Raw genomic sequence first — 25,821 nt, 5'->3', positions numbered from 1 at the left:
CGCCGCGCGCTGATCCACCGGGGATTACGGGAGAGCCCTTAGGGAAGGACGGTGTCCCCGCTGCGCTGCTGCGGAATGACGACCGGGCCCTGCTGGAGCGCCACCGTCCGGGTCGGCGCCGGAATGCGGATGCCCTCGGCGCGGTACCGCTTGTGCAGGCGCTTGATGAACTCGTGCTTGATGCGGTACTGGTCGCTGAACTCGCCGACGCCCAGGATCACCGTGAAGCCGATCCGGGAGTCCCCGAAGGTGTGGAAGCGGACGGCCGGTTCGTGGTCCGGGACCGCGCCGGTGATCTCCGTCATCACCTCCGCGACGACCTCGGTGGTGACCTTCTCGACGTGCTCCAGGTCGCTGTCGTAGCCGACCCCCACCTGCACCAGCACGGTCAGCCGCTGCTCGGGACGGGTGTAGTTGATCATGTTCGTCTTCGCGAGCTGACCGTTGGGGATGACGACCAGGTTGTTGGAGAGCTGGCGCACCGTCGTCTGCCGCCAGTTGATGTCCACGACATAGCCCTCCTCGCCGCTGCTCAGCCGGATGTAGTCGCCCGGCTGGACCGTCTTCGAGGCGAGGATGTGAACGCCCGCGAAGAGGTTCGCGAGGGTGTCCTGAAGGGCGAGCGCGACGGCCAGGCCGCCGACACCCAGGGCGGTGAGCAGCGGCGCTATGGAGATGCCCAGTGTCTGCAGCATCACCAGGAACCCCATGGCCAGCACCACGACCCGGGTGATGTTCACGAAGATCGTGGCCGATCCGGCGACACCGGACCGCGACTGGGTGACCGTCCGCACCAGACCGGCGATCACCCGGGCCGCCGTCAGCGTGGTGACGAAGATGATCAGCACGCTCAGGGTCTGATCGACGTGGTGCTGCACCGTCCGGGTGAGGGGCAGCACCGCGGCCGCGGAGGCCGCGCCGCCCGCGATCGCCGCCCACGGCACCACGGTCCGCAGGGCGTCCACGATCACGTCGTCGCCGCCCCACTTGGTGCGGCCGGCGTGTTTGCCCAGCCAGCGCAGCACCGTGCGCAGCAGGACCGCCGCAAGCAGGCCCGCGGCCAGGGCGATTCCGGCGATGATCAGGTCGTCCAGGGTGAGCGCGCGGTTCACCGGCCACCTCCCGCGCGGGAGTGAGGGCCCTGGAGCCGGATGTGCGGGTTCGTCACTTGCCACCTGCTCGAATCACGGGATGCTCGATCACCTCCGGACAGGTGTTCGCCGCCCGGAGCGAAGGTTCATCCTGCCGTATGGCCGTGTCGGGTCGTCATCGGACCGGCGGTGAGCCGCCATTGACGTCCGCTCGGCCGTTGCAGCAGGCTGGCGCACGGTGATCGGAGCCGGACGGACGGGGTGGACCATGAGCGGTGGCGCGGTGCTCGCCGTCGACCAGGGCACGTCCGGCACCAAGGCTCTCGTCCTCTGCCCAGACCGCGGAGTGATCGGCTCCGCCACCGTTCCCGTACGGCCGCGCCATCTGCCCGGCGGACTGGTCGAGGCGGACCCGGCCGAGCTGTACGAGTCCGTCGTGGACGCGGGGCGGCGCGCGCTCGAGGCGGCGGGGGCACCCGTCGTCGCCGTGGGGCTCGCCAACCAGGGCGAGACCGTCCTCGCCTGGGACCCGGACACGGGCGCCCCGCTGACCCACGCACTCGTGTGGCAGGACCGGCGTGCGGAGAGCGTGTGCACAGAACTCGCCGACCGGGCCGAAGAGTTACGGCAGCTGACCGGCCTGCCGCTCGATCCGTATTTCGCCGCGCCGAAAATGGCCTGGATACGACGTCACCTCACCCGCGAGGGGATCGTCACGACCAGCGACGCATGGCTGGTGCACCGGCTCACGGGCGCCTGTGTCACCGACGCCGCCACCGCGGGCCGTACCCAGCTCCTCGATCTCGGCCGGGTGGAGTGGTCACCGGCCGCCCTGGACGTCTTCGGGCTGTCCGGCGAGCGGCTGCCCGAGATCGTGGACGCGGCCGCACCCGTGGGCACGACGACGGCCTTCGGACCGGAACTCCCCCTCACCGGGCTGCTGGTGGACCAGCAGGCGGCGCTCCTCGCCCAGCGTGTGACGCGGGCGGGAAGCGCCAAGTGCACCTACGGAACCGGCGCGTTCCTGCTCGCGCACACCGGGGACTCGCCCCGGCGCGGCACCTCCGGTCTGGTCAGCTGTGTCGCCTGGCGGCTGGCCGGGCGCACCTCCTACTGCCTGGAGGGGCAGGTCTACACGGCCGCTTCCGCGGTGCGCTGGCTCGCCGATCTGGGTGTCATCTCCGGCGGCGCGGATCTCGACCCCGTCGGCGCCACCGTGCCCGACAGCGGCGGCGTCACCTTCGTCCCGGCCCTCGCCGGACTCGCCGCCCCCTGGTGGCGCGGCGATCTGCGCGGCTCGCTCACCGGACTCGGTCTCGGCACCACACCGGGCCACCTGGTGCGCGCCCTGTGCGAGGGCATCGCCGCCCAGGTCGCCTCTCTCGCCGACGCCGCCGCCACCGACCTGGGCACCCCGCTCGGCGCCCTGCGCGTCGACGGCGGACTGACCCGCTCGTCCCTGCTCATGCAGACCCAGGCCGATCTGCTCCAGCTTCCTGTGGAGGTCTCCGAGTTGCCCGACACCACCGCCCTCGGTGTCGGAGCCGCCGCCCGCCTCGGCCACGACCCCGCACTCACCCTCGAGGAGGTTCTTCCGGCCTGGCGGCCCTCCGCCGTCTACGAGCCGCGCATCTCCGCCGACGACGCCGCCGACCGTCTCGCCCGCTTCCGTACGGCCGTCGCCGCCCTCCTCGACGGGACGCCCGCATGACGGTCACCACCGGCGGCCCCCTGCCCCATGCGACGTACGACGTGGTCATCGTGGGCGCGGGAGTCGTCGGCTGCGCGATCGCCCGTGAACTCGCCCTTCATCCACGGCTGCGCGTCGCCCTCGTCGAGGCCCAGGACGACGTCGGCCAGGGCACGTCCAAGGCCAACACCGCGATCCTGCACACCGGATTCGACGCCGTCCCCGGCTCCCTGGAGGCCCGGCTCGTACGGGAGGGGGCGCACAGGCTCGCCGCGTACGCGGCCGAATCGGGTATCCCCGTCGAACCCGTCGGCGCTCTGCTGGTCGCCTGGGACGACGAACAGCTCACGGCTCTGCCCGGGCTGGCGGCCAAGGCGGAGAAGAACGGCTACGAGGATGCGCGGTTCCTGGGACCCGAGGAGGTGTACGCCCGGGAACCCCGGCTGGGCCCCGGAGCCCTCGGCGCCCTGCACATCCCCGGCGAGAGCATCATCTGCCCCTGGACGACCACCCTCGCCTACGCCACCCAGGCGGTGCGGGGCGGCGTCGACCTCCACCTCAACTGCCGTGTGCGGCAAGCCGGTACGGGCGTCCTGCACACCACGCGCGGCACCCTGCACACCCGCCGCATCGTGAATGCCGCGGGCCTCGGCTCCGACATCCTCGACCGGGACCTCGGCCACTCCGACTTCACCGTGACCCCGCGCCGCGGCCAGCTGATCGTCTTCGACAAGTTCGCACGCGAACTGGTCCGGCACATCCTGCTGCCCGTTCCGACCGCGCTCGGCAAGGGAGTCCTGGTGACGCCCACCGTGTACGGGAACGTCCTGCTCGGCCCCACCGCCGAGGACCTGGACGACAGGACGGCCACCGGATCCACTCCGGAGGGGCTCGCGCTGCTGCGGGACAAGGGGCGGCGGATCCTGCCGGACCTGCTGGACGAGGAGGTCACCGCCGTGTACGCCGGACTGCGCGCCGCCACCGAGCACGACGACTACCAGATCCACGCCCGCCACGGGCAGGGGTACGTCACCGTCGGCGGCATCCGCTCCACCGGCCTGAGCGCGTCCATGGCGATCGCCGCGCATGTGGTCGGACTTCTCGCCGAGGGCGGCCTCGACCTGGGCGTACGGGACGAGCTGGAACCGGTCCGCATGCCGAATCTGGGCGAGGCCTTCCCCCGCCCTTACCAGCGGCCCGACCTCATCGCCGCCGACCCCGCCTACGGCAACCTCGTCTGCCACTGCGAACGCGTCACGCTCGGCGAGATCCGCGACGCCCTCGCGAGCACCATCCCGCCGGGGGGCCTCGAGGGCCTGCGCCGCCGCACCCGGGCGCGCGCCGGCCGCTGCCAGGGCTTCCACTGCGGGGCGGCGGTACGCGAGCTCCTCGAGGGGCGACGCCCATGAGATCCGTGGACGTGCTGGTGGTCGGCGCCGGTCCCGCCGGTCTCGCCATCGCCGGCCGGCTGGCCGCCGCGGGAGCCGGACGCGTCGAGGTGCTGGACCGGGAGACGACGGCCGGAGGAGCGCCACGCATCCGCCGGCCCCGGGCCGGTCGCCGACGGGCCGGGGCCGCCGAGCGGGCCGGGGCGGTGGTCAGGACCGGCGTGACCGCGCTCGGCTGGTCCGGGCCGCTCGCCCTGGACACGGTGGGCGCGGGCGGCCACGAGACGATCACCGCCCGGGCCGTCGTCCTCGCCACCGGGGCCCGTGAACGGCCGCGCACCGCACAGCTGGTGGCGGGCACCAGGCCCGCAGGGGTGTACACCACGGGGGAGTTGCTGCGGGCCGTCCACGGATACGGTCAGCGGATCGGCGAGCGGGCGGTCGTCGTCGGCGCGGAAGGCGTGAGCTATCTGGCGGTGGCCACCTTGAGGACCGCCGGGGTCGCCGTCACCGCGATGGTCACCGACCTGCCCCGGCACCAGGCCTCCGCCGTACGGGCGGCCGAGACCCGGCTGCGCCGGATGATCCCCCTGCTGACGGACGCCACGGTGACCGAACTGCTCGGGCACGGCCGGCTGAGCGGTGTCCGACTCCGCCACCGCGACGGCCGCACCACGACCCTCGCCTGCGACACCGTCGTCTTCACCGGCGACTTCGTGCCCGACCAGGAACTGGCCCGGCGCGGCGGTCTGGCCCTGGACCCGGGCACCAGGGGGCCGGCCGTCGACGGAGCGTTCCGCACCTCCCGGGAGGGTGTGTTCGCCGTCGGCAACGTGCTGCACGCCGTGGAGAGCGCGGACGCCGTGACCCGTGAGGGCGAGCACGCCGCCCGCCACGTCCGCGACCATCTGGCCGGGGAGCCATGGCCGTCGACGCTTCCCGTCCTTGTCGAGCCGCCCCTGCGCTGGATCGCTCCCAACCGCCTGGCTCCGGCGGACGCGTGCGGATTCGTGCTCCGCACGACCGAGGTCCTGCCCCGCCCGCTGCTGACGGTCACCCAGGACGGCCGCGTACTGCACCGCCAGGAGCTGCCCGGAACAGCCGTACCGAACCGGCCGGTGTACGTCGTCGGACATTGGGTCGTTTCGGTCGACCCGCTCGGCGGCCCCGTGCGGGTCACGGCCCGCCGGGGCTGACGCCCGCCGGCCCGGGCGGTCGCGACGCACCCCGGTCACACGTCCGTGAACGTCCCGTGCCGCCCGGCCCCCGCGGCGAAGCGGGCGGCACCCTCCAGGCTCTCCGCCAGCACATCCATGCCGTAGCCCAATTCGCGCCGCATGGCCGTCGTCTCCTCCAGTCCCTCCTGGTCGAGGACGGAGGCGCGGTCACCCCGCAGACAGGCCTGCGGGAATCGGGCCACCTCGGCGGCGAGCCGCTCGGCCTCGGCGCGGGCACGGCCGGTCGGCACCACGCGGTTGGCGAGTCCCATGTCGTACGCCTCCCGGCCCGGTACCGGACGTCCGGTGAGGATCATGTCCATCGCACGACTGGTACCGATCAGCCGCGGCAGCCGTACCGTCCCGCCGTCGATGAGCGGTACGCCCCAGCGGCGGCAGAAGACCCCGAACACCGCGTCCTCCTCGGCGACCCGCAGATCGCACCAGAGCGCCAGCTCCAGCCCGCCGGCCACCGCGTGCCCGGCGACCGCCGCGATCACCGGCTTGGACAGTCTCAGCCGGGTCGGCCCCATCGGGCCGTCACCGTCCTGAGCCACCCGGTTGCCGCGGTCGGTCCCGATCGCCTTGAGATCGGCACCCGCGCAGAACGTCCCGCCCTCGCCCCACAGCACCGCCACCCGTGCCGAGGGGTCCGCCTCGAACTCCCGGAAGGCGGCGGCGAGTGCGGCGGCGGTCGGCCCGTCCACCGCGTTGCGGGCCTCGGGGCGGGAGAGGACGACGGTGGTGACATATCCCTGACGTTCGATCCGGACCGGCATCGGGCTGTCCCTTTCAGGGGCGGGGAGGACGGACCCGGCCGAGGTTACTCCCGAGTACGGCCCGTGTCCGCGATCAGATCACCTTCAGCCGCACCAGCGCCCCGAGCGTCAGCGCCCCCGGCAGCAGCGGCAGCCACACGGTGATGATCCGGTACGCCAGGACCACCGCCGTCGCCACGGCCACCGGGCCGCCCGCCGCGACCAGGGCCACGACGAGGGCCGCCTCGACCGAGCCGATACCGCCGGGGGTGGGCACGGCGGCCACGGCGAGCGTCGCCGCCAGATACGCGACCGCCATGCGCACGGGTGGCACCGGAAGCGCCAACGCCTGTCCCACTGCCGCGAGTCCCGCCGCCTGCAGCGCCGGGAAGGCCAGCGAACCGCCCCACAGCGCGAGCGCCCGGGCGGGGCGCGTGTGCACCGAGCGGGCCTCGCGCAGCGCCGTGCGCAGGAAGGACGACACCGCCGTACGCAGCCGCCGGACCAGCAGCAGGACCGCGACCGCGACGCACACCGCCCCGGCCGCCGCGAGCAGGACCGGCCCCGTCGCCGAGGCGGGCACCAGGCCACCGGTGTGCAGGGCGTCCGGGAAGGCGAGCAGCAGGGCCAGCAGCAGCACGGTCCGGGTGATCGACTCGGCGAGCATGTACAGGGCGAGCGCCGCCGACGAGCGGGCGAGCGGCACCCCGCACACCGTCATGAAGCGCAGGTTCACCGCGCTCGCGCCCAGACCGGTCGGCAGCAGGTGGTTGGCCGCGCCCGCCGCGAACTGCGTGGCGAGCAGCCGACATGCGGGCAGCCGCTGCATCACCGCGCCCTGCCGCGTGAAGGCGGCCGCGACCCAGGTCAGACAGGTCGCGCCGACGGCGGCCGCCAGCCACGGCCACTCGGCCGACTCCAGCCGGCCGAAACCCTCCGCGAGCACGGACCGGTGATGCACCGCTACCGCGAGCACCAGGGCGAGCGGGACCAGGCACAGGATCTGGCGGACCGGAACACGTCTGGGGAGTCCCAGGGGGAGACGTACGGCAGTCACATCCGGAGAGGTTCTCCGCGCCGCGCCAACGCGAGGTTGCGGGCGTGGGGACGGCGGCTGACGTGCGGGGCAAGCCATGGGGGGACCCGGGTCCGCCCGCCGCGCATTGACCTCAACGAAGCTTGAGGTTCTAACGTCTCTTTCATGAGCATGGAGACCACCGCCTGGCACCAGCTGCACAGCGTCATGAACGCGCAGCAGGAGCGCCGCGCCTTCGACAGATCCACACTGCGCCGCATCGGCGCGTTCGCCCGGCCGCACCGCCGCCGCATCGCACAGTTCGTCCTGATCAGCGTGATGACCGCGCTGCTCGCCGTCGCGACCCCCGTGCTCGCCGGCCGCGTCGTCAACGCGATCGTGTCGCACGGGCACCAGGGCACAGTCGTACGGCTGTCGTTGCTGATCGCCCTCATCGCGCTCGCCGAGGCGGCACTCGGGCTCCTCGGGCGCTGGCTGTCGGCCACACTCGGGGAGGGCCTCATCCTCGATCTGCGGACGGCTGTGTTCGATCATGTGCAGCGCATGCCGGTCGCGTTCTTCACACGTACCCGTACGGGCGCGCTGGTCAGTCGTCTCAACAACGACGTCATCGGCGCCCAGCGCGCGTTCAGCAATACCCTGTCCGGCGTCGTCGGCAACCTGGTCACGCTGCTGCTCACGCTCGCCGTGATGCTGACCCTGTCCTGGCAGATCACCCTGCTCGCCCTGGCCCTGCTGCCGGTCTTCGTGGTCCCGGCCCGGCGGATGGGCAGCCGGATGGCACGGCTGCAGCGGGAGGCCGCCAACCTCAACGCCGCCATGGGCACCCGGATGACCGAACGCTTCTCGGCGCCCGGCGCCACGCTCGTGAAGCTCTTCGGGCGGCCCGACGACGAGTCCGCCGAGTTCTCGGCGCGGGCCCGGCGGGTGCGGGACATCGGCGTGCGCACGGCGATGGCGCAGTCTGCGTTCATCACCGCGCTGACCCTCGTCTCCGCCCTGGCGCTCGCGCTGGTCTACGGCCTCGGCGGCTGGTTCGCCCTCCGCGGCACCCTGCAGCCGGGGTCCATCGTCTCGCTGGCCCTGTTGCTCACCCGGCTCTACGCACCGCTCACGTCCCTCGCGGGGGCGCGGGTCGAGGTCATGAGCGCCCTGGTCAGCTTCGAGCGCGTCTTCGAGGTGCTGGACCTGAAGCCGCTGATCGAGGAGAAGCCGGATCCGCGGAGGGTTCCCGACGGGCCGGTGACGGTGGAGTTCGAGAACGTCCGCTTCGGCTACCCGGCCGCCGACAAGGTCTCCCTCGCCTCGCTGGAGGAGGTGGCGACCCTGGACACGCGCGGCGGCGCCGAGGTCCTGCACGGCGTCACCTTCCGCGCCGAACCGGGGCAGACGGTCGCGCTCGTGGGCTCCTCCGGCGCGGGCAAGTCCACCGTCGCCGCACTGCTCCCACGGCTGTACGACGTGGACGCGGGCGCCGTGCGCGTCGGCGGCGTCGACGTGCGCGACCTGAGCGCCGCCTCCCTGCGCGAGACCCTCGGCATGGTCACCCAGGACGGCCACCTCTTCCACGACACGGTACGGGCCAACCTGCTGCTGGCCCGACCGGAGGCGAGCGAGGACGAGCTGTGGGGCGCCCTGCACCGGGCCCGCCTCGACGACCTCGTACGCTCCCTGCCCGACGGCCTCGACACGGTCGTGGGGGAGCGCGGCTACCGTCTGTCCGGCGGCGAACGCCAGCGTCTGACCATCGCACGCCTGCTGCTCGCCCGGCAGCGCGTCGTCATCCTCGACGAGGCCACCGCCCATCTGGACAACACCTCGGAGGCGGTCGTCCAGGAGGCCCTGACGGAGGCGCTGGAGGGCCGTACCGCCGTCGTCATCGCCCACCGCCTGTCCACCGTCCGCACCGCCGACGCGATCCTTGTCGTCGAGTCCGGCCGGATCGTGGAGCGGGGCACGCACGAGGAGCTGCTGGCCGCGGGCGGGCGGTACGCCGAGCTGTACCGCACGCAGTTCGAGCAGACGGGGGTGTCCCGGACGACGCCCGAGCCGGAGGCGGCGTAGGGCGGCGCGCGGCGGCCGCCCAGTCGCGGTGGGCGTCGGACCCGGGCGGCTCGTAGCGTGAAGGGGCGGAGTCAGGGGAGGGCGGAAAGGGACACGGTGACGAGGATGGCACGGATGGACTACGCGGCGCTCTTCGCCGCCACACCGAGCCCCTACCTGGTGCTGGCCCCCGACCTGACCATCGCCGAGGTGAACCAGGCCTATCTGGACGCCACCCGGCGCACCCGGGACGACTTGATCGGCCAGCACATCTTCGAGGCCTTCCCGGACAACCCCGCCGACCCCGAGGCCGACGGGGTACGGAACCTCAACGCCTCGCTGCACCGGGTCCTGGTCTCCCGGGAGCCCGACACGATGGCCCTCCAGAAGTACGACATCCCCATCGTCGGGCGCGACGGTGCGTTCGAGGAGAGGTGGTGGTCTCCCACCAACACGCCGATCCTCGGAGCCGACGGGAACGTGGCATGGATCATCCACCGGGTGGAGGACGTGAGCGCGTACATCCAGACCCATGGCGCACGTGACTGGCGCGCGCCCAAGCAGCTCTCCGAGCGCGAGGCCCTGGAAGCCGAACTGTATGCGCGGGCGCGCGAGCTGCAGTTGCTGAACGACGAGCTGCGGCAGGCCCACACCCGTGAGCGACAGGTGGCCGTCACCCTGCAGGAGGCCATGCTCCAGGCTCCCGACCTGGCACGGCACGAGAACGTCGCGGTGCGCTACCTGCCGGCCACCGGCTCGCTGAACGTGTGCGGCGACTGGTACGACGTGGCGGACCTGCCGGACGACCGCTTCGCGGTGGCGGTCGGCGACGTGGTCGGACACGGCCTCGAGGCCGCCGCCGTCATGGGGATGCTGCGCAGCGCGCTGAGCGCGGCCACCCGTACCCTTGCGCGGCCCGCCCAGGCTCTGGAGGTGCTGGGCCTGTACGCCCGCTCGGTCGAGGGCGCGCTGAACACCACCGCCGTCAACGCGCTGGTGGACCCCCGCAGTCAGCTGATCATCTACAGCAACGCCGGTCACCCGCCCCCGGCGCTGGTCCATCTGGACGGCACGTGCGAACTGCTGGAGCAGGCCACCGACCCTCCGCTGGGCGCCCGTCCCGAGCACGTACCCCGTCCCCAGGCCGGCCAGAACTACCGCCCGGGGGACACCCTCGTGCTCTACACCGACGGGCTGATCGAGCGCCGCGGTGAGCACATCGAGGCGGGTCTGCACCGCTTGACCGACATCCTCGGCCGCCACTGCACCCTCAGCCCGCAACGCATGGCCGACGTCCTGCTGGCCCAGTTGGGTGTGGCCGGCGGCGCCCGCGACGACATCGCCCTGGTCATCGTCCGGCTGTGAGGGCCCGCGTCGGTGACGGGGCCCTGCGCGTCCGCTGCCCGGCGGTCACGTCGGCGCCTCCGGCCCGGCACCGCGGCATCTGGTGGAACGCCCTTGATCCGGCCGCGAGTTGGTGTCCGGCAGGCGGCGGTACCACGGTCCGGCCGTGCTTGTCGTGGAATCTTTTAAAGGTTGCGCAAGTCGGGAACTATTACACTCGCCATCCTCCGACCGCACTCGATCGCGGCAGACCGGCACACGTCGGCGGGTGCCGCGGCTTCGTCCATTGGGGGGCCACATGCTCGATCCCGCGCCGTCGCAGTCGGAGGTCCGCGCCGCTTTCGACTGGGTTCTGGACCGGGCACTGGACTCCCAGCAGGTCGCCGACGCCCTCCAGGGCTCCGGTGGATCACTGAATCGCGAGCAGTTGCGCACCCGGGCGCTGGAGGCCCGCACCGCCATCGTGGCCGCCGCGGACATCGAGTACCGCGAGTATCTCGACGCGAGGGCCAGGGCCACGAGGCGCGGTGGCCGACCGGATCCCGGCGATTCCGACACGGCGGACGGGCGCGAGTCCGGCGGGCTGCTGCCGACGCTCGCCGTCCTGGTGCCGACTCTGTCGGCCGTCTCCGCGACGGTGTTCCTCCTGACCGGGTTCGGTCTGCGCGCCTTCGACGACCGTCCCTACGTCGGCGGCGGGCTGATCACCGCCGGGCTGATCGCCGCGGCCGTGACCGTCGGCGCGGCGATCGGCGACGGCGTCTGGCTGCTGAGGGCGGCCGCGCGCAACCGCCCCGCGGAGGACGGCGCCTCCGCCGCCCCGGGGCCGGAGGTGAGCACGGCATGGAACGAGTGGCAACTGGCCCTGCTGGAACGTGGGATCCTGCCCTTCCTGCTCGGCCGCATCGAGGCGGGCCGGACGGGCCGGCCAGGCGGACGCCCCGTGCGTTGACCAGGGTCCGGCGTGTCTCCTCCCGTCCGGCGGCGCCCACCTGGTTCCTTCTACGGTGCTGCAATACGAGCGCGGTTGCCGACCATCGATTACTTTTTTGATTGCGCAATCGAGGAACCGTAACGGCGGAGGCCACGTCGTTCCAGGTGAACGAGGTGGGCCGAGCAGGAGCAGAGGAGTCCCATGGGCGTCCCCTTGACCAAGGGCGGCAACGCGTCGCTGAGCAAGCAGGCCCCCGGCCTGACTGCCGTGACGGTCGGGCTGGGCTGGCAGACGGATTCCACCCCGGGAAGCGACTGCGAACTGGACGTCAGTGCGCTGATGTGCGACGGATCCGGCACCGTCCTGTCCGACCGGCACTTCGTGTTCTTCAACAACCTCAGCAGCCCGGACGGTTCGGTCCGGCTGTCCGGCGGTGGTGACCTTCCGCCCGCCGGAGAGGACAGGACGCGGATCCAGGTCGACCTCGTCCGGGTCCCGTCCCAGGTCGAGAAGATCGTCTTCCCGGTGTCCCTGTACGACGCCCAGGTCCGCGGCCAGAGTTTCCGCCAGGTTCGCAGGGCCCACATCCGCGTCCTCGACGGCGAAGGCGGCACCGAACTCGCCCGCTACGACCTCGCGACCGCGGGTTTCGCGGCGGAGACGGCGCTTGTCTTCGGCGAGTTGTACCGCCATGGAGCCGAGTGGAAGTTCCGTGCCGTGGGCCAGGGGTACGCCACCGGCCTGGCGGGAATCGCCACCGACTACGGCGTCGACGTCCTGCGCGACGCCGCGGGATCCGCACCGCCCGCCGCCGTCAAGGCCGAGGTACCCGCATCCGCCCCCGCGGCGTATGCGCAGCCCGTCACCCCACCGACTCCGACCGTCGTCGTACCGCAGGTGCCGACGGTCGGCGCACCACCGCAACCGACAGGGAGTTCTTCCGTGACGTGTTTCTTCGACCCCAGCCACGGCCCCGGCATCTCGTCCGTGACGTGGTCCCCGCAGTGGGGCGTACCCCGGCCGATCCAGGCGTGCGGCAACTGCGCACAGCGGGTGCAGACCACGCCACCGCCGTTCTACACGCCGCCCCAGCAGGGCTATCCGCAGGCGGGCTATCCGGCACCGGTTCAGCAGGGCTACCCCCAGCAGGGCTACCCGCAGCAGGGCTACCCGCAGCAGGGCTACCCGGCCCAGCCCGTGGACCATCACCACGATCAGGGCGGCCGCCGGTTCGGAACGGGAGCGCTCATCGGCGCCGGTGCGGCGGGCCTCGTCGGCGGAGCACTCCTCAACGAGGCGTTCAGCGACGACGAACCGGAAGTGATCGTCAACAACTATTACGACGAGGACTGACGGGTACCGTCTCGTTGGCGCCCGGCCGCGCTCCGTGCGCCGGCCGGCGCCAACGGCACGGTCGACCTCGTGGGGCGGGACGGGAGATGAACGCTGTGGCAGCACAGACCGATCGTTTCGAGGACCCGCCCGCCGAGGTGCTGGCCGAGGCGGCCGCGGCCTTCGGGCTGCTGGCCTCCGCGGCGCGCCTGCACATCATGTGGGTGCTCTCGCGCGGCGAGAGCGATGTCACCCATCTCGCGGACCGGGTGGGCGGAGCCCTGCCCGCCGTCAGCCAGCACCTGTCGAAACTGAGGCTCGCCGGCCTCGTACGGTCGCGTCGCGAAGGCCGACGGCAGGTGTACTACGTGGACGACCCCGACGTGGTGACCGTGGTGCGGCGGATGGTCGGGCAGTTGGCGGCGCGGACCGAGGAACCCCCAGGGGTGCGGGTCGGCCGTGGGTGAGGCCGGAGAAGGGTTCGCCGCCACGGACTCCCCGGCCGTCGGCCCGTGCGGGGGACGATCGGCGAAATCAAACGCTTGTACTGTTGCGCAAAGTGGTAACCGTCACGGATGGTGGTAGACGCCCGGCTGTTGCCGAGGCCCGCTGAAGAGAAGGGACAAAGTGGGATGCTTCGCAACGGACTGGAACCGTGGCACCTGTTGATCGTGGCGATCGTGCTCATCGTGCTGTTCGGTTCGAAGAAGCTGCCGGACACCGCCCGGGCGCTCGGCAAGTCGATGCGCATCCTCAAGAGCGAGGCGAAGGCGATGAAGGAAGACGGCGACGGTCAGCCGTCCACCTCCACCTCCACCTCCGCCCCGTCCGGTGAGGCGGCCGACCAGTCGGCGCAGCGGGTGATCAAGGGCGCTCCCGGGGAAGCCGCGTCGGCCCGCTCCACCACGGAGAGCACTACGGCCGGGTAAGTCCCCGAGCATGCCGCGCCCCCGGTCAGGGGCTTGCGGCGTCGAAGCCGTACCGCAGGGGCTCGGTCTGCACCTTCAGGTCCCGGCGGTAGATGTACAGTGCCTCCGCCCGCATGCCGCCGGGCGGAGAGCTCAGCTCGCAGGGGTAGGTGACCTGGAGCGCTCTCGGCCGATGGGTGACCTGTACGCGCAGTCCGTCCGCGGGGCCTCCGTGAAGCGTCGCGCTTTCCGGACCCGTCGTGCTGCTCGCATCCATGGTCGATACTTTAGCAGTTACGCAAGTATTGAAGTATTTCTTCGGTGCCCATGCCCTCGTCGCACGTGACCAGGGTCTCCCGCCAGCTGGGTCCAGAAATCCGGACATCCCTGATAGAAATGTCGAATAGGTGTCCGTTTTATGCAGGGAAGCCCGCTCATGGCCCACGAGAGCACCCCCGACCATCACATATTCGAGATGGATCTCACCCGTGACGAAGCCCGTCGGCGGGCGGAGTTCTTCGCCGCGATGGGACCCGACTGGGACCCGGGGGCGGCGCTGGCGGAGGAGGACGCGGCGCACCGCATGCTCTACTCCGGCCTCGACGACCGGCAGCAGGAGATCTACGACCGCCTCGTGGCCGCCGGAGTGCTTCCCGCCCACCTCCGGGACGGCCATGCTTCCGATTGATCCCTCCGCCGACAAGGCGCGCCGGGCCTGGCTGCCCTGCCCTCAGTGCGGGGATCACGAGGACTGCGAGATCTGCCGCTCGGGACGCACCTGCCGCCACCACTGGCGGTATCTGCTGGGCAACGTCGCACACGTGGTCCACCTGCAGTGCCCGAACTGCACCCACGTCTGGTCCCAGGACACGTCCGGCTGACCATCGGCGCGGAGGGCTTCGCCGGGCCCCTGCGTGGTGCGGGCCGTCATGGTTCGCGATGCTCGTGCGCCGCCCGTTCCAGTCCCTCGGCCTCAACCTCGGCCAGCGCCTTCTCCGCTTCCACGTCGATCGACCGGGTCAGCAGCCAGTAGAGCAGCGCCGCGACCGGCAGCCCGACGAACAGGGAGATGTCGGCTCCGCCGAGTGCCTTGGCGGCGGGACCGACGTAGAGGTTGTCGACGGAGAAGAACGGCACCATGACGGCGAACCCCACCAGATACGCGATGATTCCGTGCGGGCCCCAGCGGCCGTAGATGCCGCGCGGATTGAAGATCTCGGCGATGGCGTAGTGCCCACGGCGCACGACGTAGTAGTCCATGAGGTTCACCGAGGTCCACGGGATGAACAGATAGAGCACCAGCAGCAGGAAGTTGTTGAAGTTCTGCAGGAAGTGGGATGTCGCGGCCAGCGCGCCGGCCAAGGACAGCGCCGCCGTGAGCCCGATGGTCACCAGCCGTACGGCGAGCGTCGGCCGCACCCTCCTGAACGAGTCGATGGCACTGATGAGCGTCAGTGACCCGCCGTACATGTTGAGCGCGGTGACGGACACCAGGCCCAGCGCCGCGAACAACAGCACGATCGCGCCGAAGCCGCCGAACACCGTGTCCCCCGCGTCCTTGATCGAGCGGATCGTGTCGAAGTCCTTGCCCGCCCATGCGGCGAGCAGTGTCCCGAGGACCATCAGCCAGATGCCGCCGAGCGCCGACCCGAAGTAGGTCCAGTAGAAGGTCTTGCGGACGGTCACGTCCGGCGGGAGGTACCGCGAGTAGTCCGAGACGTAGATGGCCCAGCTGATCTGGTAGCCGGCCACCACGCCGAACTGGGCGAGGAACGGGGTCCACTTGAAGCCGCCGAGGTCGAAGGAGCCCGGCGGATAGTGCAGGTTGACCAGGACTCCCACGGTGAAGACCCCGAAGACGACCAGGAAGGTGTACGTCAGGACGCGCTCGGCGCGGTGGATGACGTCATAGCCCACCAGCGCGATGAGGAGGGCGGCCACGGTCACCAGGACCACCCACAGTTCGACGCTTCCGTGCAGGGTGGTGTGCAGGGCGTCCCCGGCGAGGATGGTGTTGAAGACGTTGAAACCCGCGTACTGCACATAGGCGAAGAGCCACACCAGAAGGGCCCCGACATAACCGAACTGGGGCCGCGACTGGATCATTTGCGGCAGCCCCAGCTGTGGGCCCTGAGCCGAGTGGAAGGCCATGAAGAACGTGCCGACGACGGTCCCCGCCACGATCGCGACGAGCGACCAGACCAGGTTGCCGCCCCCGGTGATGCTGATCAGCCCCACCGCCAGCGTGGCGATCTGCGCGTTCGACATGAACCACAGTGGCCCCAGATGCCACAGCTTGCCGTGCCGCTCGTCCAGGGGGACATAGTCGATGGACCGGATCTCCAGCCCCGACACCCTCGGTTGTGCTGATGTGGTCACGGTGCCTCCCGGGTGCTGACCCGCTACTGTGGCCGGATTCATCTCCAGATCACCACTGGTCAAAACCGGTCGCAATATGGCCGATCAAACGGTGATTCGTACCGGGAGCACGGCGACAGGCACCGCGCAGGGTCCGGCGGACCGTAACGAGAGTGCAAACGTCCGATCGCCGCCAAACGGTCCTGGAACGTCGGCCTTGACGGCGGCCAGGAGGCCGGCATCGGTTTCATGCTCACGACCCCCTCCAGCCGCCGGACCCAGGAGCAGACAACGTTGTGGAGCGGACCCGCTCACGCAGGCATCTGGCTCAGCACCGCAGAGTGCCACACTTCGCCACGTCCAGGGCGGCCGATGAGGGCGGGCCGGGACGCCGGGCTCAGGCGAGGTCGAACCGGTCGAGATTCATCACCTTGTTCCACGCTGCCACGAAGTCACGTACGAACTTCTCTCTCGCATCCTGGGACGCGTAGACCTCCGAGACGGCTCGGAGCTGGGAGTGCGCACCGAAGATCAGGTCGACGGCAGTGGCGGTCCACTTGACCTCGCCGGTGGCGCGATCCCGGCCTTCGAACACGTTCTCGTCCGTAGCCGACGTCTTCCACTCCGTGCCCATGTCGAGCAGGTTGACGAAGAAGTCGTTGGTCAAGATTCCCGGCCGGTGGGTGAAGACACCGTGGGGTGATCCCTTGAAGCCGGTGTTCAGGGCCCGCATGCCGCCGATCAGCACCGTCATCTCGGGAGCGGTCAGCGTCAGCAGGTTGGCGCGGTCCAGCATGAGGGTCTCCGGCGACAGCTTCTCGCCCGCCGGAAGGTAGTTGCGGAAGGCATCCGCCTTGGGCTCCAGCACGGCGAATGCCGCCGCGTCGGTCTGCTCCTGCGAGGCGTCCGTACGCCCCGGTGCGAACGGAACCGTGACGTCGTACCCGGCGTTCCTCGCGGCCTGCTCGACGGCCGCGCACCCGCCGAGGACGATCAGGTCGGCGAGGGAGACCCGGGTTCCGCCGGATCGGGAGAGGTTGAAGTCCTGCTGGATCCGCTCGAGCGTGCGCAGTACCTCGGTCACCTCGGGGAGGTCGTTGAGCTCCCAGTCCTTCTGCGGCGCGAGCCGGATTCGTGCCCCGTTCGCCCCGCCGCGCTTGTCGGTGCCGCGGAAGCTTGCCGCCGACGCCCAGGCGGTGGTGACCAGCTGGGAGATGGAAAGGGTCGAGGCGAGGATCCTGCTCTTGAGGGCAGCGATGTCCTCGTCCCCGACGAGTTCGTGCTCGACGTCGGGAACAGGGTCCTGCCACAGCTGCGGCTCGGGAATCCACGGGCCGAGGTAACGAGAGAGGGGTCCCATGTCGCGGTGCAGCAGTTTGTACCACGCCTTGGCGAACGCCACCGCGAGCTCGTCCGGGTTCTCGTGAAACCTCTTCGTGATCGGGCCGTAGACCGGGTCCACCTTCAGCGCGAGGTCCGTCGTCAGCATCATGGGGGCGTGCCGCTTCGACGGATCATGGGCGTCGCGCACGGTGTTCCCGGCCGCGGGATCCGAGGGGGTCCACTGGTGGGCGCCGGCGGGGCTGCTCGTCAGCTCCCACTCGTAGCCGTAAAGATTGTCCAGGTACCCGTTGTCCCACTTGGTCGGCTCGCGGGTCCATGCGCCCTCCAGACCACTGGTGAGCGAGTGCGGGCCCGTGCCGCTGCCGTATGTGTTCCGCCAGCCGAGGCCCTGCTGCTCGATGGGGGCGGCCTCGGGTTCCGGGCCGATATAACTGGCTTCGACCGCGCCATGACACTTGCCGAAAGTGTGGCCGCCGACGATGAGTGCGACCGTCTCCTCGTCGTTCATCGCCATGCGCCCGAACGTCTCCCGAACGTCCTGGGCGGCAGCCATCGGGTCCGGGTTTCCGTTGGGCCCCTCCGGATTGACGTAGATCAGTCCCATCTGCACGGCGGCGAAAGGACCGGTGAGTTCCCGGTCGCCGCTGTAGCGCTCATCTCCGAGCCATGTGTCCTCGGGCCCCCAGAAGATCTCCTCCGGTTCCCAGATGTCCTCTCGTCCGAAGCCGAACCCGAACGTCTTGAACCCCATGGATTCCATGGCACAGTTACCGGCGAAGACCAGAAGATCGGCCCAGGAGATTTTCCGGCCGTACTTCTGTTTGACCGGCCAAAGCAGACGGCGCGCCTTGTCCAGGCTCGCGTTGTCCGGCCAGCTGTTGAGGGGGGCGAAGCGCTGTGCGCCGCTGCCGCCACCGCCGCGGCCGTCCGCGATGCGGTACGTTCCCGCGGCATGCCAGCTCATCCGGATGAAGAGCGGCCCGTAGTGACCGTAGTCGGCAGGCCACCAGTCCTGGGATGTCGTCATGACCTCGAAGAGGTCACGCTTCAGCGCATCGACGTCGAGGGTCGCGAACTCTTCCGCGTAGTCGAAGTCCTCGTCCATCGGGTTGGATCGGGGCGAGTGCTGGTTGAGAACCTGAAGGTCCAGCTGATTCGGCCACCAGTCCCGGTTGGTCCTGGGCCGCCGAGTCGGCGTGGGCGTCGGTGAAGGGATTGCTGGATTCTCGCTTTCACTGCCGGACATGCCCGTCCTTCTTCCTGTCTCGGTGTTCCTTCTGTCGGCTGCCGCTCTTGACGTCGTTGGCTTTGCCGGTGTCGAGCACGTCGACCCACACAATCAGCGCGCCATGGCGCCCACCGGCTGGAAAATGTGCTGTGCCGGTCCGTATGGTCGCGCACCGCAGACCACACCTCTATGAAACACGCAGAGCACCCCGCATGACAGACGTGAGAGAAAGGGCGACCTTTCTGCTCCCGTGCCGATTTCCGACGCAAGCCGAATCGAATACGACAGCCCCGGGACTCGCCGGAGGAGCCTGGCTGGTGGCGGCCGTAAGGCGTGGCACGCCTCGACCAGTGGGCGAACGATCAGGAATGACGAACGGCCTGAGTGAGCAGTCGTCCATCTTGATCGTCATCTGTTGGACGACGCGTTGGACGCCCGCTGGACCTGGATCCGTGCGTCCTGGGGACTCATGCTCGAGGTCGTCTCGCCGCGCAGTGCCGCCGACACGTCGCTCAACCGTTTTCTGGAGCGGACCGGTGGCGGGTTGCATCACGTGTCGTTCGACGCTGCCGACCTCGGCGTCTTTCCCTCGCGCTTGAGATCGTCATGACGGTGGGCTGCGGCCTGCGCGCTCGGGGAACGGGATACCGATCACCGACGTGGCGGAATGGATGGGCCGCAAGTCTATCGGGGGGACGTATCGCACCCACCGGCATCTGATGCCCGGGAGTATCACGAAGGCGGCGCGCATCCTGGATGCCGGCCACTGGGAAGCAGCCTGATTCCGTCGGCTCCGGGGAACAGCAGGTTCTTCGTCTGCAGGTGGTACAGGGGTTACACGTCGCTGGCCAGAGTGGACGGTGCCGCTCTGAGCTTTGGCGGGATCGTCGGCCCGGAACAGTCCGGGTCTTGGACGACGCGGTTCCTCGGACTGCGTGGCCGCCCCGAACCCGCACCGATCAGGAGGTGGGAAGTAGGACGAGCTGCTGCAACTGCTCACTCTCCTATGTGCGGTGGCCACTGATTCCGGTCCAGTGAGACGGGAACCCGCACACTCGTGCCGTAGAACGACACGCCGCCCGCCGTGGTGGACCGGACGGGCGCGCTTGGCCTCTGCGAACCGAGGAATGCCACTCCGGCCGTTCGCGACGCAGCCTCAGGCGGTCACGATCTCGCGGTGAGTAAGCCCCTTTTGCAGGCAAGCAACTGGGGCGGTCACCCCGCTGATGCGTCGGCGGATCTCCGTGAGTGGGAGGCCTGGACCAGGTATGCCGGAAGGGTTGTCGTGCCGCGTCGGGTCACCGGCGCGGGACGGGCGATCGGTATCACGGCGCGATGTCATGCCTTGTGTTAGTGTCACGCGTTTGCGTGGTCGTCGCGGTGGGCAATTCTGCACGTTCGGTTCCGCTTGGGCGTGGGCTGTTCAATCCTGCCGGGCCTTCCTCGGTACGTTCCCCTGCGGAAGGCTGTTCATGAAGCATCCCGATGACTCCGGCATCGCTCCCGGCGGTCCCGCCCAGCCCGGGGCCACGACCCCGGCGCTGCCGCCGGCCGTCTCCTTCGCTGGCCTGGAACTGCCGGTGGAAGTGCTGCGGACACTGAGCGAAATCGGGGTGTGCGAACCCTTTCCGATCCAGGCCGCCACACTGCCCGATGCCCTGGAGGGGCGCGACGTCCTCGGACGCGGGCGCACCGGATCGGGCAAGACGCTCGCCTTCGGCCTGCCGCTGCTGACACGTACGGCCGGGCGGCGCGCCGAACCGAAGCAGCCCCTCGCTCTGATCCTTGTGCCCACCCGGGAGCTGGCCCAACAGGTCACCGAGGCGCTGGCGCCGTACGCCGAGGCACTGCGGCTGCGGATGGCCACGGTCGTCGGCGGCATGTCGATCGGCCGGCAGGCCGCCGCGCTGCGCCAGGGAGCCGAGGTGGTCGTCGCCACCCCCGGACGCCTGCACGACCTTGTCGAGCGCAACGCCTGCCGCCTGGGACGGGTAAGGATCACCGTGCTGGACGAAGCCGACCAGATGGGCGACTTGGGATTCCTGCCGCAGATTGTCGACGTGCTCGACCAGGTGCACCCCGACGGTCAGCGGATGCTGTTCTCGGCCACTCTGGATCGCGACGTCGATCAGTTGGTCCGCCGCTACCTCCACGACCCCGTCGTCCACTCCGTCGACCCGTCCGCGGGCACCGTCTCGACGATGGAGCACCACGTTCTGGTCGTCCACGGCCCTGACCGCTACGCCGTCACCACGGAGATCGCCGCCCGCGACGGCCGCGTACTGCTGTTCCTCGACACCAAGCACGCCGTCGACCAGCTCACCCGGCATCTGCGGGCCAGCGGGGTGCACGCCGGGGCCCTGCACAGCGGCAGGCCCCAGCCACAGCGCACACGGACGCTGGCGCAGTTCAAGAACGGCCAGATCACCGTTCTGGTGGCGACCAATGTCGCGGCCCGTGGCCTGCACGTCGACGACCTCGAGCTCGTGGTCAACGTCGACCCGCCCACCGACCCCAAGGACTATGTGCACCGGGCGGGCCGCACCGCCCGCGCCGGTGAGTCCGGCAGCGTGGTCACGCTCGTGCTGGCGGGCCAGCGCCGCGAGACGAGCCGCATGATGGCCGCGGCCGGCATCGAGCCGACCGTCACCAAGGTGCGCTCGGGCGAGGCGGAGCTGAGCCGGATCACCGGCGCCAAGGCTCCCTCCGGGATCCCGCTCGACGGCGGGCTCGCCGTCCCCCGGCCCAGGAACACCAGCGCTCCCTTCCGGGGCTTTGGCACCGGCAAGGACACCTCCCGCGGCGCCGGCGGCAAGTCCCGGAGGGCCGGCGAGGCCCGCAAGCTCGCCGAGGCCCGTAAGGCCGCCCACGTGCGTCGCAACCGCTGAGAGCCGTTGCCCTGGCAGCGAATGTCCTGGCCCCGGGCTCGACAACCTTCGGCCCGGCCCGAAGCCCGTCCTGTGCCTCCACCTACGAAGCGAGCGCCCTCGACCGCGACGGGGATACCCGCCGGAACGGAGCAGGATGATGTTGCCGGCGCCCCGCACTGCGCCCGGCATGACAAGCTGTGCTTGCCCACCCCCGAACCCAGGAGACCACCATGACCGCAGAGCCCGAATCTACGGAAGGTTCGGAACCGGCTGCCCCGGAGACGTCCTCTCTGGCGCCGGACAGCGACGGCAAATACGACCTCAAGCACAAGTTCCGCGAAGCCCTGGCGCGCAAGCGCGGTGCGCAGGCGGACGCCGCCGATGCTGCCGCCAACCCCAATGCGTCGAAAGTGCGTGCGGCGCGCGGCCCGGCTGCGAGCCAGCGATCGTTCAGGCGCAAGAGCGGCGGCTGAGTCGATCAGCTCCGGGATCCGGCCGCTTCACCAGCACTCTGAGCGCTACCCACTCGCGCGCCCCGTGCAGTGGCCCGCAACGTGCGCATACCCCTGTGCGCGTTGCGGGCGAGCCGTAGCCGGGGGTCTCGCCTGTGGGAGTGGCCCACTGCGGTTGGCTCGGGTCGGTGGCGCCGCCGCACTGTCATTCCGGCCAGGACGTCCAGACGCCGACGTTGCACGGTGGCCAGGACGTAGCTGCTGCCTGCTCCGCGCGTTCCCTGTGGGCATGGCCGTTCGCCGCTGTCTCGACGATGAGCACGACCATGCCCTGGGAGACGCCGTCCTGAGTCAGGGGCGTGGCCGGAGTGCGAAGTCGCCCCGGAGGGGGACGCCCGGATGAAAAGGCACTCGGTCAAGCGTAGAGCCATATGATGCGCCGCAGCAGGCGTTTGAAGTCACGGTGGGTGCGGCCGCCGGTGTCCTCGAAGGTGTCCAGCAGGATCACGGGTAGCGCGCTCTTGTCGGCCATGAGTTGGGCCAGGTCCCAGGCGAGAAGATGCGGGTAGAGGCTGAGGGCTTCCAGATCGGGCTCTGCCTCCAGGAGGTCGGCCAGACGGGAGCAGCCAGCGAGGGCACGGACGGACTGGCGCCGCTCGCGCAACGCCTTGATGAGCGCTCCGGCTCCCCTGTCTGAGCGCGCTGCCGACGGTACCGGACAGGACCAGGGCGGGGCCTGACGAGTGGTTCCCGAGAGCGGTGCAGGAACGCCTGCCCGAGCAGCCGACCCCTCCGAACGAAGGCACCCCCCGGTGCGAAATACTCTCCCGATGAGTTCACGCACTTCCCCGATCAGTCAGCCGATCACCATACGGAGGGCCGTCGCGCGGGATGCCAAAAGGCTCACACGGCTCGTGCGTGGCTCAGGCGCCTACGAGGGCAAGTACGCAGCCGCAGTCGCGGGCTACCGGGTCGGCCCTGATTACATTGAGGCCCACTGCGCCTACGTAGCCGTCGCCTCCGACGAGCATGGAGGCCGGGTCCTCGGGTTCTACTCGCTCGTCCTCGCTCCACCGGAGCTCGACCTGCTGTTCGTCGCCGACGAAGCGCAAGGACGGGGTATTGGACGACTGCTCGTCGCGCACATGCAATCCGAGGCCCGTGCCGCCGGGCTCGACCGTGTCATGGTCGTGTCGCACCTTCCCGCCGAGGACTTCTACCACCGCGTCGGCGCAGTACGGATCGGGACCGCCCTCGCGAACCCGCCCGCCGTCCTGTGGGACCGTCCCGAATTCGAGTTTCGCATTCCTTCGGAATGACGCGGTATGCCGGTTCGCAGGGCACCGGCTTCGCCTGCATGGCGCGCTCCGTGTGTGCCGTCGTCTCTGCCCTGGCGAGGGGATCGCCTGCGTCGGCGGCCTCTCCCTCACCCGAGGCCGACGATCTGGAAGAGGCGTGCGGCGGCACCGCCCGGGGAGTCCGTCGCGGGCGGGGCCGCGGCCGGAACGGGGACCGTGCTGCCGGGCTATGGATCAGGCGTCGATGATGACGGGGATGATGAGGGGCTTGCGGCGATAGGTGCGGAAAGCCCAGTTCGCCACGGCGCGGGCGAGGAGTTGTTCGAGTTGGCGTGCGTCCCCGACGCCTTCCTCGGCTGCGGTGGCCAGGGTCTTCTCGATGACGGGGATGACCGGCTCGAAGGTGGCGTCGTCGTGGACGAAGCCCCGGGCCAGGAAGTCGGGGGCCTCGGCGAGGGCGCCGGTGTCCGCGTCGACGATCGCCACCACCGTGACCACGCCTTCGGCGGCGAGGGTGAGGCGGTCCTTGAGGGACGCTTCGGTGGCGCCGCCGACTTCCATGCCGTCCACGTAGACGTTGCCGGCGGCGACCTTGCCGGTGATGGATGCGCGTCCGTCGACCAGGTCGACGACGACGCCGTCCTCGGCGATGACGACCCGGTCGGGGTCGACACCGGTACGGATGGCGAGGTCGGCGTTGGCCCGCAGGTGGCGCCATTCGCCGTGCACGGGCATGACGTTGAGGGGTTTGACGATGTTGTAGCAGTAGACGAGTTCGCCGGCGCTGGCGTGCCCGGAGACGTGCACCTTGGAGTTGCCCTTGTGGACCACGTGGGCGCCCCACCGGGTGAGTCCGTTGATCACCCGGTAGATGGCGTTCTCGTTGCCAGGGATGAGGGAGCTGGCGAGCAGGACGGTGTCGCCCTTGCCGATGCGGATCAGGTGGTCGCGGTTGGCCATCCGTGACAGCGCGGCCATCGGTTCGCCCTGGGAGCCGGTGCACACCAGCGTGATCTTGTGGTCCGGGAGCTTCTCCAGCTCCTTCGTGCTCACGACCAGACCGGAGGGGACCTTCAGATAGCCCAGGTCACGGGCGATGCCCATGTTGCGCACCATCGACCGGCCGACGAAGGCGACCTTGCGGCCGTGCTGGTGGGCGGCGTCCAGGACCTGCTGGATGCGGTGCACATGGCTGGCGAAGCTGGAGACGATGACCCGGCGCGGCGCGGTGCGCATCACCTGCTCGATCGCCGGATTCAGCTCACGCTCGGAGGTGGTGAAGCCAGGTACCTCGGCGTTGGTGGAGTCGGTGAGGAACAGGTCCACGCCCTCCTCGCCGAGGCGGGCGAAGGCGCGCAGATCGGTGATGCGGTCGTCGAGAGGGAACTGGTCCATCTTGAAGTCGCCGGTGTGCAGCACCATCCCGGCCCGGGTGCGGATCGCGACCGCGAGGCTGTCGGGGATGGAGTGGTTGACCGCCACGAACTCGCAGTCGAAGGGCCCGAAGCCACGCCGGTCGCCCTCCCGCACCCGCACCGTGCGCGGCCGGATGCCGTGTTCCTTGAGCTTGGCCTCCAGGAACGCCAGCGTCAGCTTGGAGCCGACGACGGGAATGTCGGACCGCTCCCGCAGCAGGTACGGCACGCCGCCGATGTGGTCCTCGTGGCCGTGGGTGAGTACCACGGCCACGATGTCGTCCAGCCGGTCCCGGATCGAGGTGAAGTCCGGCAGGATCACGTCCACACCGGGCTGGGTCTCCTCGGGGAACAGTACACCGCAGTCGACGATGAGCAGCTTGCCCGCGTGCTCGAAGACGGTCATGTTGCGGCCGATCTCGCCCAGGCCGCCCAGGGCGATGACCCGCAGCCCTCCTTCGGGAAGGGGCGGTGCGGCCTTCAGCTCGGGGTGCGGATGACTCATACCCTGACGGTACCCGGAGAGCGGGACAGGGTGATCCACTGCCTGTGTGATCCAACGAGCGCTCGATACGACCCGACGCCGGAGACGTACTGGCGCTCAGGTCGGCAACCGTCTCATCTGCCTCCTGCCCCGGCCCCAGGACAGGAGGGCATCCGAAGCCACAGCGACCGCCGCGGGTGCCGGGGTGGCTTCGTGGGTCGCGCGGGCGGTGAGCACCCCGCCTGCATTTGCATGGGTCGGCCGGCACACAGGTCCTGCGCGGGTAGCGGGCCGGCCCCGGCCGTGCAGCAGCCGCGATGCTGCCGCACGGCGCACGGGCCCCTGCTGCACGCAGCGTCCGTTGTTGAACATCGGCCGACGAGGCGTTCGGCTCTGCACGGGTGTTCTCGGTGTGGTGGAACTCGGTCCCGAAGCCGCGTGCCTGGCAGACGTCCTTCGCATCCAGGCCGTCGTCACCCCTTTCGAACAGGGCTCCACGCTCGGTCCGGGGTGTGTCAGGCCTGCTGCGCGGGAGAGTGCAGCACCGGGGTGAGGGCGGGGGCAGGGGTCTTGGGGGTGTGGGCCGGGGTCTTGGGGGTGTGGGCCGGGGTGTTGGGGGTGTGAGCAGGGG

General features: G+C 70.4%; 22 protein-coding genes and 2 pseudogenes. 16 read left to right on the top strand and 8 right to left on the bottom strand.

Going from position 1 to position 25,821, the window contains the following annotated elements:
* Positions 1 to 38 precede the first annotated feature (38 nt).
* A complete protein-coding gene (locus AAW14_RS30700; protein ID WP_265567634.1) occupies positions 39 to 1,112 on the bottom strand; it encodes a mechanosensitive ion channel family protein in 1,074 nt (357 codons plus the stop codon).
* 247 nt (positions 1,113 to 1,359) lie between these two features.
* Here AAW14_RS30700 and AAW14_RS30695 point away from each other — a divergent pair, with 247 nt between their 5' ends.
* From AAW14_RS30695 to AAW14_RS30685, 3 genes are read left to right on the top strand one after another with little or no spacing between them, the layout of a single operon-like run.
* Positions 1,360 to 2,802 (top strand): FGGY family carbohydrate kinase, encoded by a 1,443-nt coding sequence (locus AAW14_RS30695; RefSeq protein WP_265567631.1) that lies wholly within the window; start codon positions 1,360 to 1,362, stop codon positions 2,800 to 2,802.
* Positions 2,799 to 4,190, top strand: a complete 1,392-nt coding sequence (locus tag AAW14_RS30690; RefSeq protein WP_265567628.1) for an FAD-dependent oxidoreductase — start codon at positions 2,799 to 2,801, stop codon at positions 4,188 to 4,190. Before AAW14_RS30695 ends, AAW14_RS30690 begins: the two co-directional genes overlap by 4 nt.
* The gene (locus tag AAW14_RS30685; protein WP_265567626.1) at positions 4,187 to 5,365 is read left to right on the top strand and encodes an NAD(P)/FAD-dependent oxidoreductase; all 1,179 of its coding nucleotides are present in this window, start codon (positions 4,187 to 4,189) and stop codon (positions 5,363 to 5,365) included. The genes AAW14_RS30690 and AAW14_RS30685 overlap by 4 nt, the downstream gene beginning before the upstream one ends.
* A gap of 35 nt (positions 5,366 to 5,400) precedes the next feature.
* Here the strand turns inward: AAW14_RS30685 and AAW14_RS30680 are convergent, their stop codons facing one another.
* Both AAW14_RS30680 and AAW14_RS30675 read right to left on the bottom strand, forming a co-directional pair.
* A complete protein-coding gene (locus tag AAW14_RS30680) occupies positions 5,401 to 6,165 on the bottom strand; it encodes a crotonase/enoyl-CoA hydratase family protein (RefSeq protein WP_265567625.1) in 765 nt (254 codons plus the stop codon).
* A 73-nt stretch (positions 6,166 to 6,238) separates the two neighbouring features.
* Positions 6,239 to 7,201, bottom strand: a complete 963-nt coding sequence (locus AAW14_RS30675) for a lysylphosphatidylglycerol synthase transmembrane domain-containing protein (RefSeq protein ID WP_265567623.1) — start codon at positions 7,199 to 7,201, stop codon at positions 6,239 to 6,241.
* Positions 7,202 to 7,351: 150 nt separating this feature from the next.
* Here AAW14_RS30675 and AAW14_RS30670 point away from each other — a divergent pair, with 150 nt between their 5' ends.
* The 6 genes and pseudogenes from AAW14_RS30670 to tatA all read left to right on the top strand — a co-directional run bounded on the left by AAW14_RS30670 (position 7,352) and on the right by tatA (position 13,762).
* Positions 7,352 to 9,244 (top strand): ABC transporter ATP-binding protein, encoded by a 1,893-nt coding sequence (locus AAW14_RS30670; protein WP_265567694.1) that lies wholly within the window; start codon positions 7,352 to 7,354, stop codon positions 9,242 to 9,244.
* A 105-nt stretch (positions 9,245 to 9,349) separates the two neighbouring features.
* Positions 9,350 to 10,588: a PP2C family protein-serine/threonine phosphatase gene (locus AAW14_RS30665; protein ID WP_265567621.1), complete on the top strand. Its 1,239-nt coding sequence runs from the start codon at positions 9,350 to 9,352 to the stop codon at positions 10,586 to 10,588.
* A 277-nt stretch (positions 10,589 to 10,865) separates the two neighbouring features.
* Positions 10,866 to 11,519 (top strand): hypothetical protein, encoded by a 654-nt coding sequence (locus AAW14_RS30660; RefSeq protein ID WP_265567619.1) that lies wholly within the window; start codon positions 10,866 to 10,868, stop codon positions 11,517 to 11,519.
* A 183-nt stretch (positions 11,520 to 11,702) separates the two neighbouring features.
* Positions 11,703 to 12,278, top strand: a pseudogene (locus tag AAW14_RS30655) (TerD family protein); the annotation flags it as partial.
* Positions 12,279 to 12,940: 662 nt separating this feature from the next.
* Entirely contained in the window at positions 12,941 to 13,300 is a 360-nt protein-coding gene (locus tag AAW14_RS30650) for an ArsR/SmtB family transcription factor (RefSeq protein WP_265567618.1), read from the top strand.
* A gap of 165 nt (positions 13,301 to 13,465) precedes the next feature.
* The gene (tatA, locus tag AAW14_RS30645) at positions 13,466 to 13,762 is read left to right on the top strand and encodes a Sec-independent protein translocase subunit TatA (RefSeq protein WP_265567616.1); all 297 of its coding nucleotides are present in this window, start codon (positions 13,466 to 13,468) and stop codon (positions 13,760 to 13,762) included.
* A 25-nt stretch (positions 13,763 to 13,787) separates the two neighbouring features.
* On the opposite strand, the gene AAW14_RS30640 is transcribed toward tatA, so the two are convergent.
* On the bottom strand, positions 13,788 to 14,018 hold the full coding sequence (locus AAW14_RS30640; protein WP_265567614.1) for a hypothetical protein: 231 nt from the start codon (positions 14,016 to 14,018) through the stop codon (positions 13,788 to 13,790).
* 159 nt (positions 14,019 to 14,177) lie between these two features.
* Between AAW14_RS30640 and AAW14_RS30635 the strand changes: the two genes are divergently transcribed.
* Both AAW14_RS30635 and AAW14_RS30630 read left to right on the top strand, forming a co-directional pair.
* On the top strand, positions 14,178 to 14,429 hold the full coding sequence (locus AAW14_RS30635) for a DUF6400 family protein (RefSeq protein WP_265567612.1): 252 nt from the start codon (positions 14,178 to 14,180) through the stop codon (positions 14,427 to 14,429).
* Entirely contained in the window at positions 14,416 to 14,622 is a 207-nt protein-coding gene (locus AAW14_RS30630) for a hypothetical protein (RefSeq protein ID WP_265567610.1), read from the top strand. Before AAW14_RS30635 ends, AAW14_RS30630 begins: the two co-directional genes overlap by 14 nt.
* Positions 14,623 to 14,668: 46 nt before the next feature.
* Here AAW14_RS30630 and AAW14_RS30625 read toward each other — a convergent pair whose 3' ends face one another.
* Entirely contained in the window at positions 14,669 to 16,120 is a 1,452-nt protein-coding gene (locus AAW14_RS30625; RefSeq protein ID WP_265567608.1) for a purine-cytosine permease family protein, read from the bottom strand.
* A gap of 376 nt (positions 16,121 to 16,496) precedes the next feature.
* The gene (gene katG, locus AAW14_RS30620; RefSeq protein ID WP_265567606.1) at positions 16,497 to 18,689 is read right to left on the bottom strand and encodes a catalase/peroxidase HPI; all 2,193 of its coding nucleotides are present in this window, start codon (positions 18,687 to 18,689) and stop codon (positions 16,497 to 16,499) included.
* A gap of 397 nt (positions 18,690 to 19,086) precedes the next feature.
* Between katG and AAW14_RS30615 the strand changes: the two genes are divergently transcribed.
* The 4 genes and pseudogenes from AAW14_RS30615 to AAW14_RS30600 all read left to right on the top strand — a co-directional run bounded on the left by AAW14_RS30615 (position 19,087) and on the right by AAW14_RS30600 (position 22,014).
* A complete protein-coding gene (locus tag AAW14_RS30615; protein WP_265567604.1) occupies positions 19,087 to 19,281 on the top strand; it encodes a hypothetical protein in 195 nt (64 codons plus the stop codon).
* Between the two features lie 25 nt (positions 19,282 to 19,306).
* Positions 19,307 to 19,453 (top strand): annotated as a pseudogene (locus AAW14_RS30610) (integrase); the annotation flags it as partial.
* Between the two features lie 690 nt (positions 19,454 to 20,143).
* Positions 20,144 to 21,559 (top strand): DEAD/DEAH box helicase, encoded by a 1,416-nt coding sequence (locus AAW14_RS30605; protein ID WP_265567602.1) that lies wholly within the window; start codon positions 20,144 to 20,146, stop codon positions 21,557 to 21,559.
* A gap of 212 nt (positions 21,560 to 21,771) precedes the next feature.
* Positions 21,772 to 22,014: a DUF5302 domain-containing protein gene (locus tag AAW14_RS30600; protein WP_265567600.1), complete on the top strand. Its 243-nt coding sequence runs from the start codon at positions 21,772 to 21,774 to the stop codon at positions 22,012 to 22,014.
* A 394-nt stretch (positions 22,015 to 22,408) separates the two neighbouring features.
* Here the strand turns inward: AAW14_RS30600 and AAW14_RS30595 are convergent, their stop codons facing one another.
* Positions 22,409 to 22,657, bottom strand: coding sequence for a hypothetical protein (locus AAW14_RS30595; RefSeq protein ID WP_265567598.1), 249 nt, complete (start codon positions 22,655 to 22,657; stop codon positions 22,409 to 22,411).
* A gap of 166 nt (positions 22,658 to 22,823) precedes the next feature.
* On the opposite strand from AAW14_RS30595, the gene AAW14_RS30590 reads away from it, so the two are divergent.
* Complete coding sequence (locus AAW14_RS30590; protein WP_265567595.1) at positions 22,824 to 23,312, top strand: GNAT family N-acetyltransferase; 489 nt, start codon at positions 22,824 to 22,826, stop codon at positions 23,310 to 23,312.
* Positions 23,313 to 23,525: 213 nt separating this feature from the next.
* Here the strand turns inward: AAW14_RS30590 and AAW14_RS30585 are convergent, their stop codons facing one another.
* Complete coding sequence (locus AAW14_RS30585; protein WP_265567593.1) at positions 23,526 to 25,211, bottom strand: ribonuclease J; 1,686 nt, start codon at positions 25,209 to 25,211, stop codon at positions 23,526 to 23,528.
* Positions 25,212 to 25,821: the final 610 nt, after the last annotated feature.

The sequence above is a fragment of the Streptomyces hygroscopicus genome (assembly GCF_026168105.1).
Classification (GTDB): domain Bacteria; phylum Actinomycetota; class Actinomycetes; order Streptomycetales; family Streptomycetaceae; genus Streptomyces; species Streptomyces hygroscopicus_D.
The sequence above is the reverse complement of the archived record's forward strand: the minus strand, read 5'-3'. Positions and strand labels throughout refer to the sequence as shown.

Coding starts and splice junctions, on each gene's coding strand:
- AAW14_RS30695 (WP_265567631.1), top strand. CDS start 1,360: ATGAGCGGTGGCGCGGTGCTCGCCGTCGACCAGGGCACGTCCGGCACC.
- AAW14_RS30690 (WP_265567628.1), top strand. CDS start 2,799: ATGACGGTCACCACCGGCGGCCCCCTGCCCCATGCGACGTACGACGTG.
- AAW14_RS30685 (WP_265567626.1), top strand. CDS start 4,187: ATGAGATCCGTGGACGTGCTGGTGGTCGGCGCCGGTCCCGCCGGTCTC.
- AAW14_RS30680 (WP_265567625.1), bottom strand. CDS start 6,165: ATGCCGGTCCGGATCGAACGTCAGGGATATGTCACCACCGTCGTCCTC.
- AAW14_RS30670 (WP_265567694.1), top strand. CDS start 7,352: ATGGAGACCACCGCCTGGCACCAGCTGCACAGCGTCATGAACGCGCAG.
- AAW14_RS30665 (WP_265567621.1), top strand. CDS start 9,350: ATGGCACGGATGGACTACGCGGCGCTCTTCGCCGCCACACCGAGCCCC.
- AAW14_RS30660 (WP_265567619.1), top strand. CDS start 10,866: ATGCTCGATCCCGCGCCGTCGCAGTCGGAGGTCCGCGCCGCTTTCGAC.
- AAW14_RS30650 (WP_265567618.1), top strand. CDS start 12,941: ATGAACGCTGTGGCAGCACAGACCGATCGTTTCGAGGACCCGCCCGCC.
- tatA (WP_265567616.1), top strand. CDS start 13,466: ATGCTTCGCAACGGACTGGAACCGTGGCACCTGTTGATCGTGGCGATC.
- AAW14_RS30640 (WP_265567614.1), bottom strand. CDS start 14,018: ATGGATGCGAGCAGCACGACGGGTCCGGAAAGCGCGACGCTTCACGGA.
- AAW14_RS30635 (WP_265567612.1), top strand. CDS start 14,178: ATGGCCCACGAGAGCACCCCCGACCATCACATATTCGAGATGGATCTC.
- AAW14_RS30630 (WP_265567610.1), top strand. CDS start 14,416: ATGCTTCCGATTGATCCCTCCGCCGACAAGGCGCGCCGGGCCTGGCTG.
- katG (WP_265567606.1), bottom strand. CDS start 18,689: ATGTCCGGCAGTGAAAGCGAGAATCCAGCAATCCCTTCACCGACGCCC.
- AAW14_RS30605 (WP_265567602.1), top strand. CDS start 20,144: ATGAAGCATCCCGATGACTCCGGCATCGCTCCCGGCGGTCCCGCCCAG.
- AAW14_RS30600 (WP_265567600.1), top strand. CDS start 21,772: ATGACCGCAGAGCCCGAATCTACGGAAGGTTCGGAACCGGCTGCCCCG.
- AAW14_RS30590 (WP_265567595.1), top strand. CDS start 22,824: ATGAGTTCACGCACTTCCCCGATCAGTCAGCCGATCACCATACGGAGG.
- AAW14_RS30585 (WP_265567593.1), bottom strand. CDS start 25,211: ATGAGTCATCCGCACCCCGAGCTGAAGGCCGCACCGCCCCTTCCCGAA.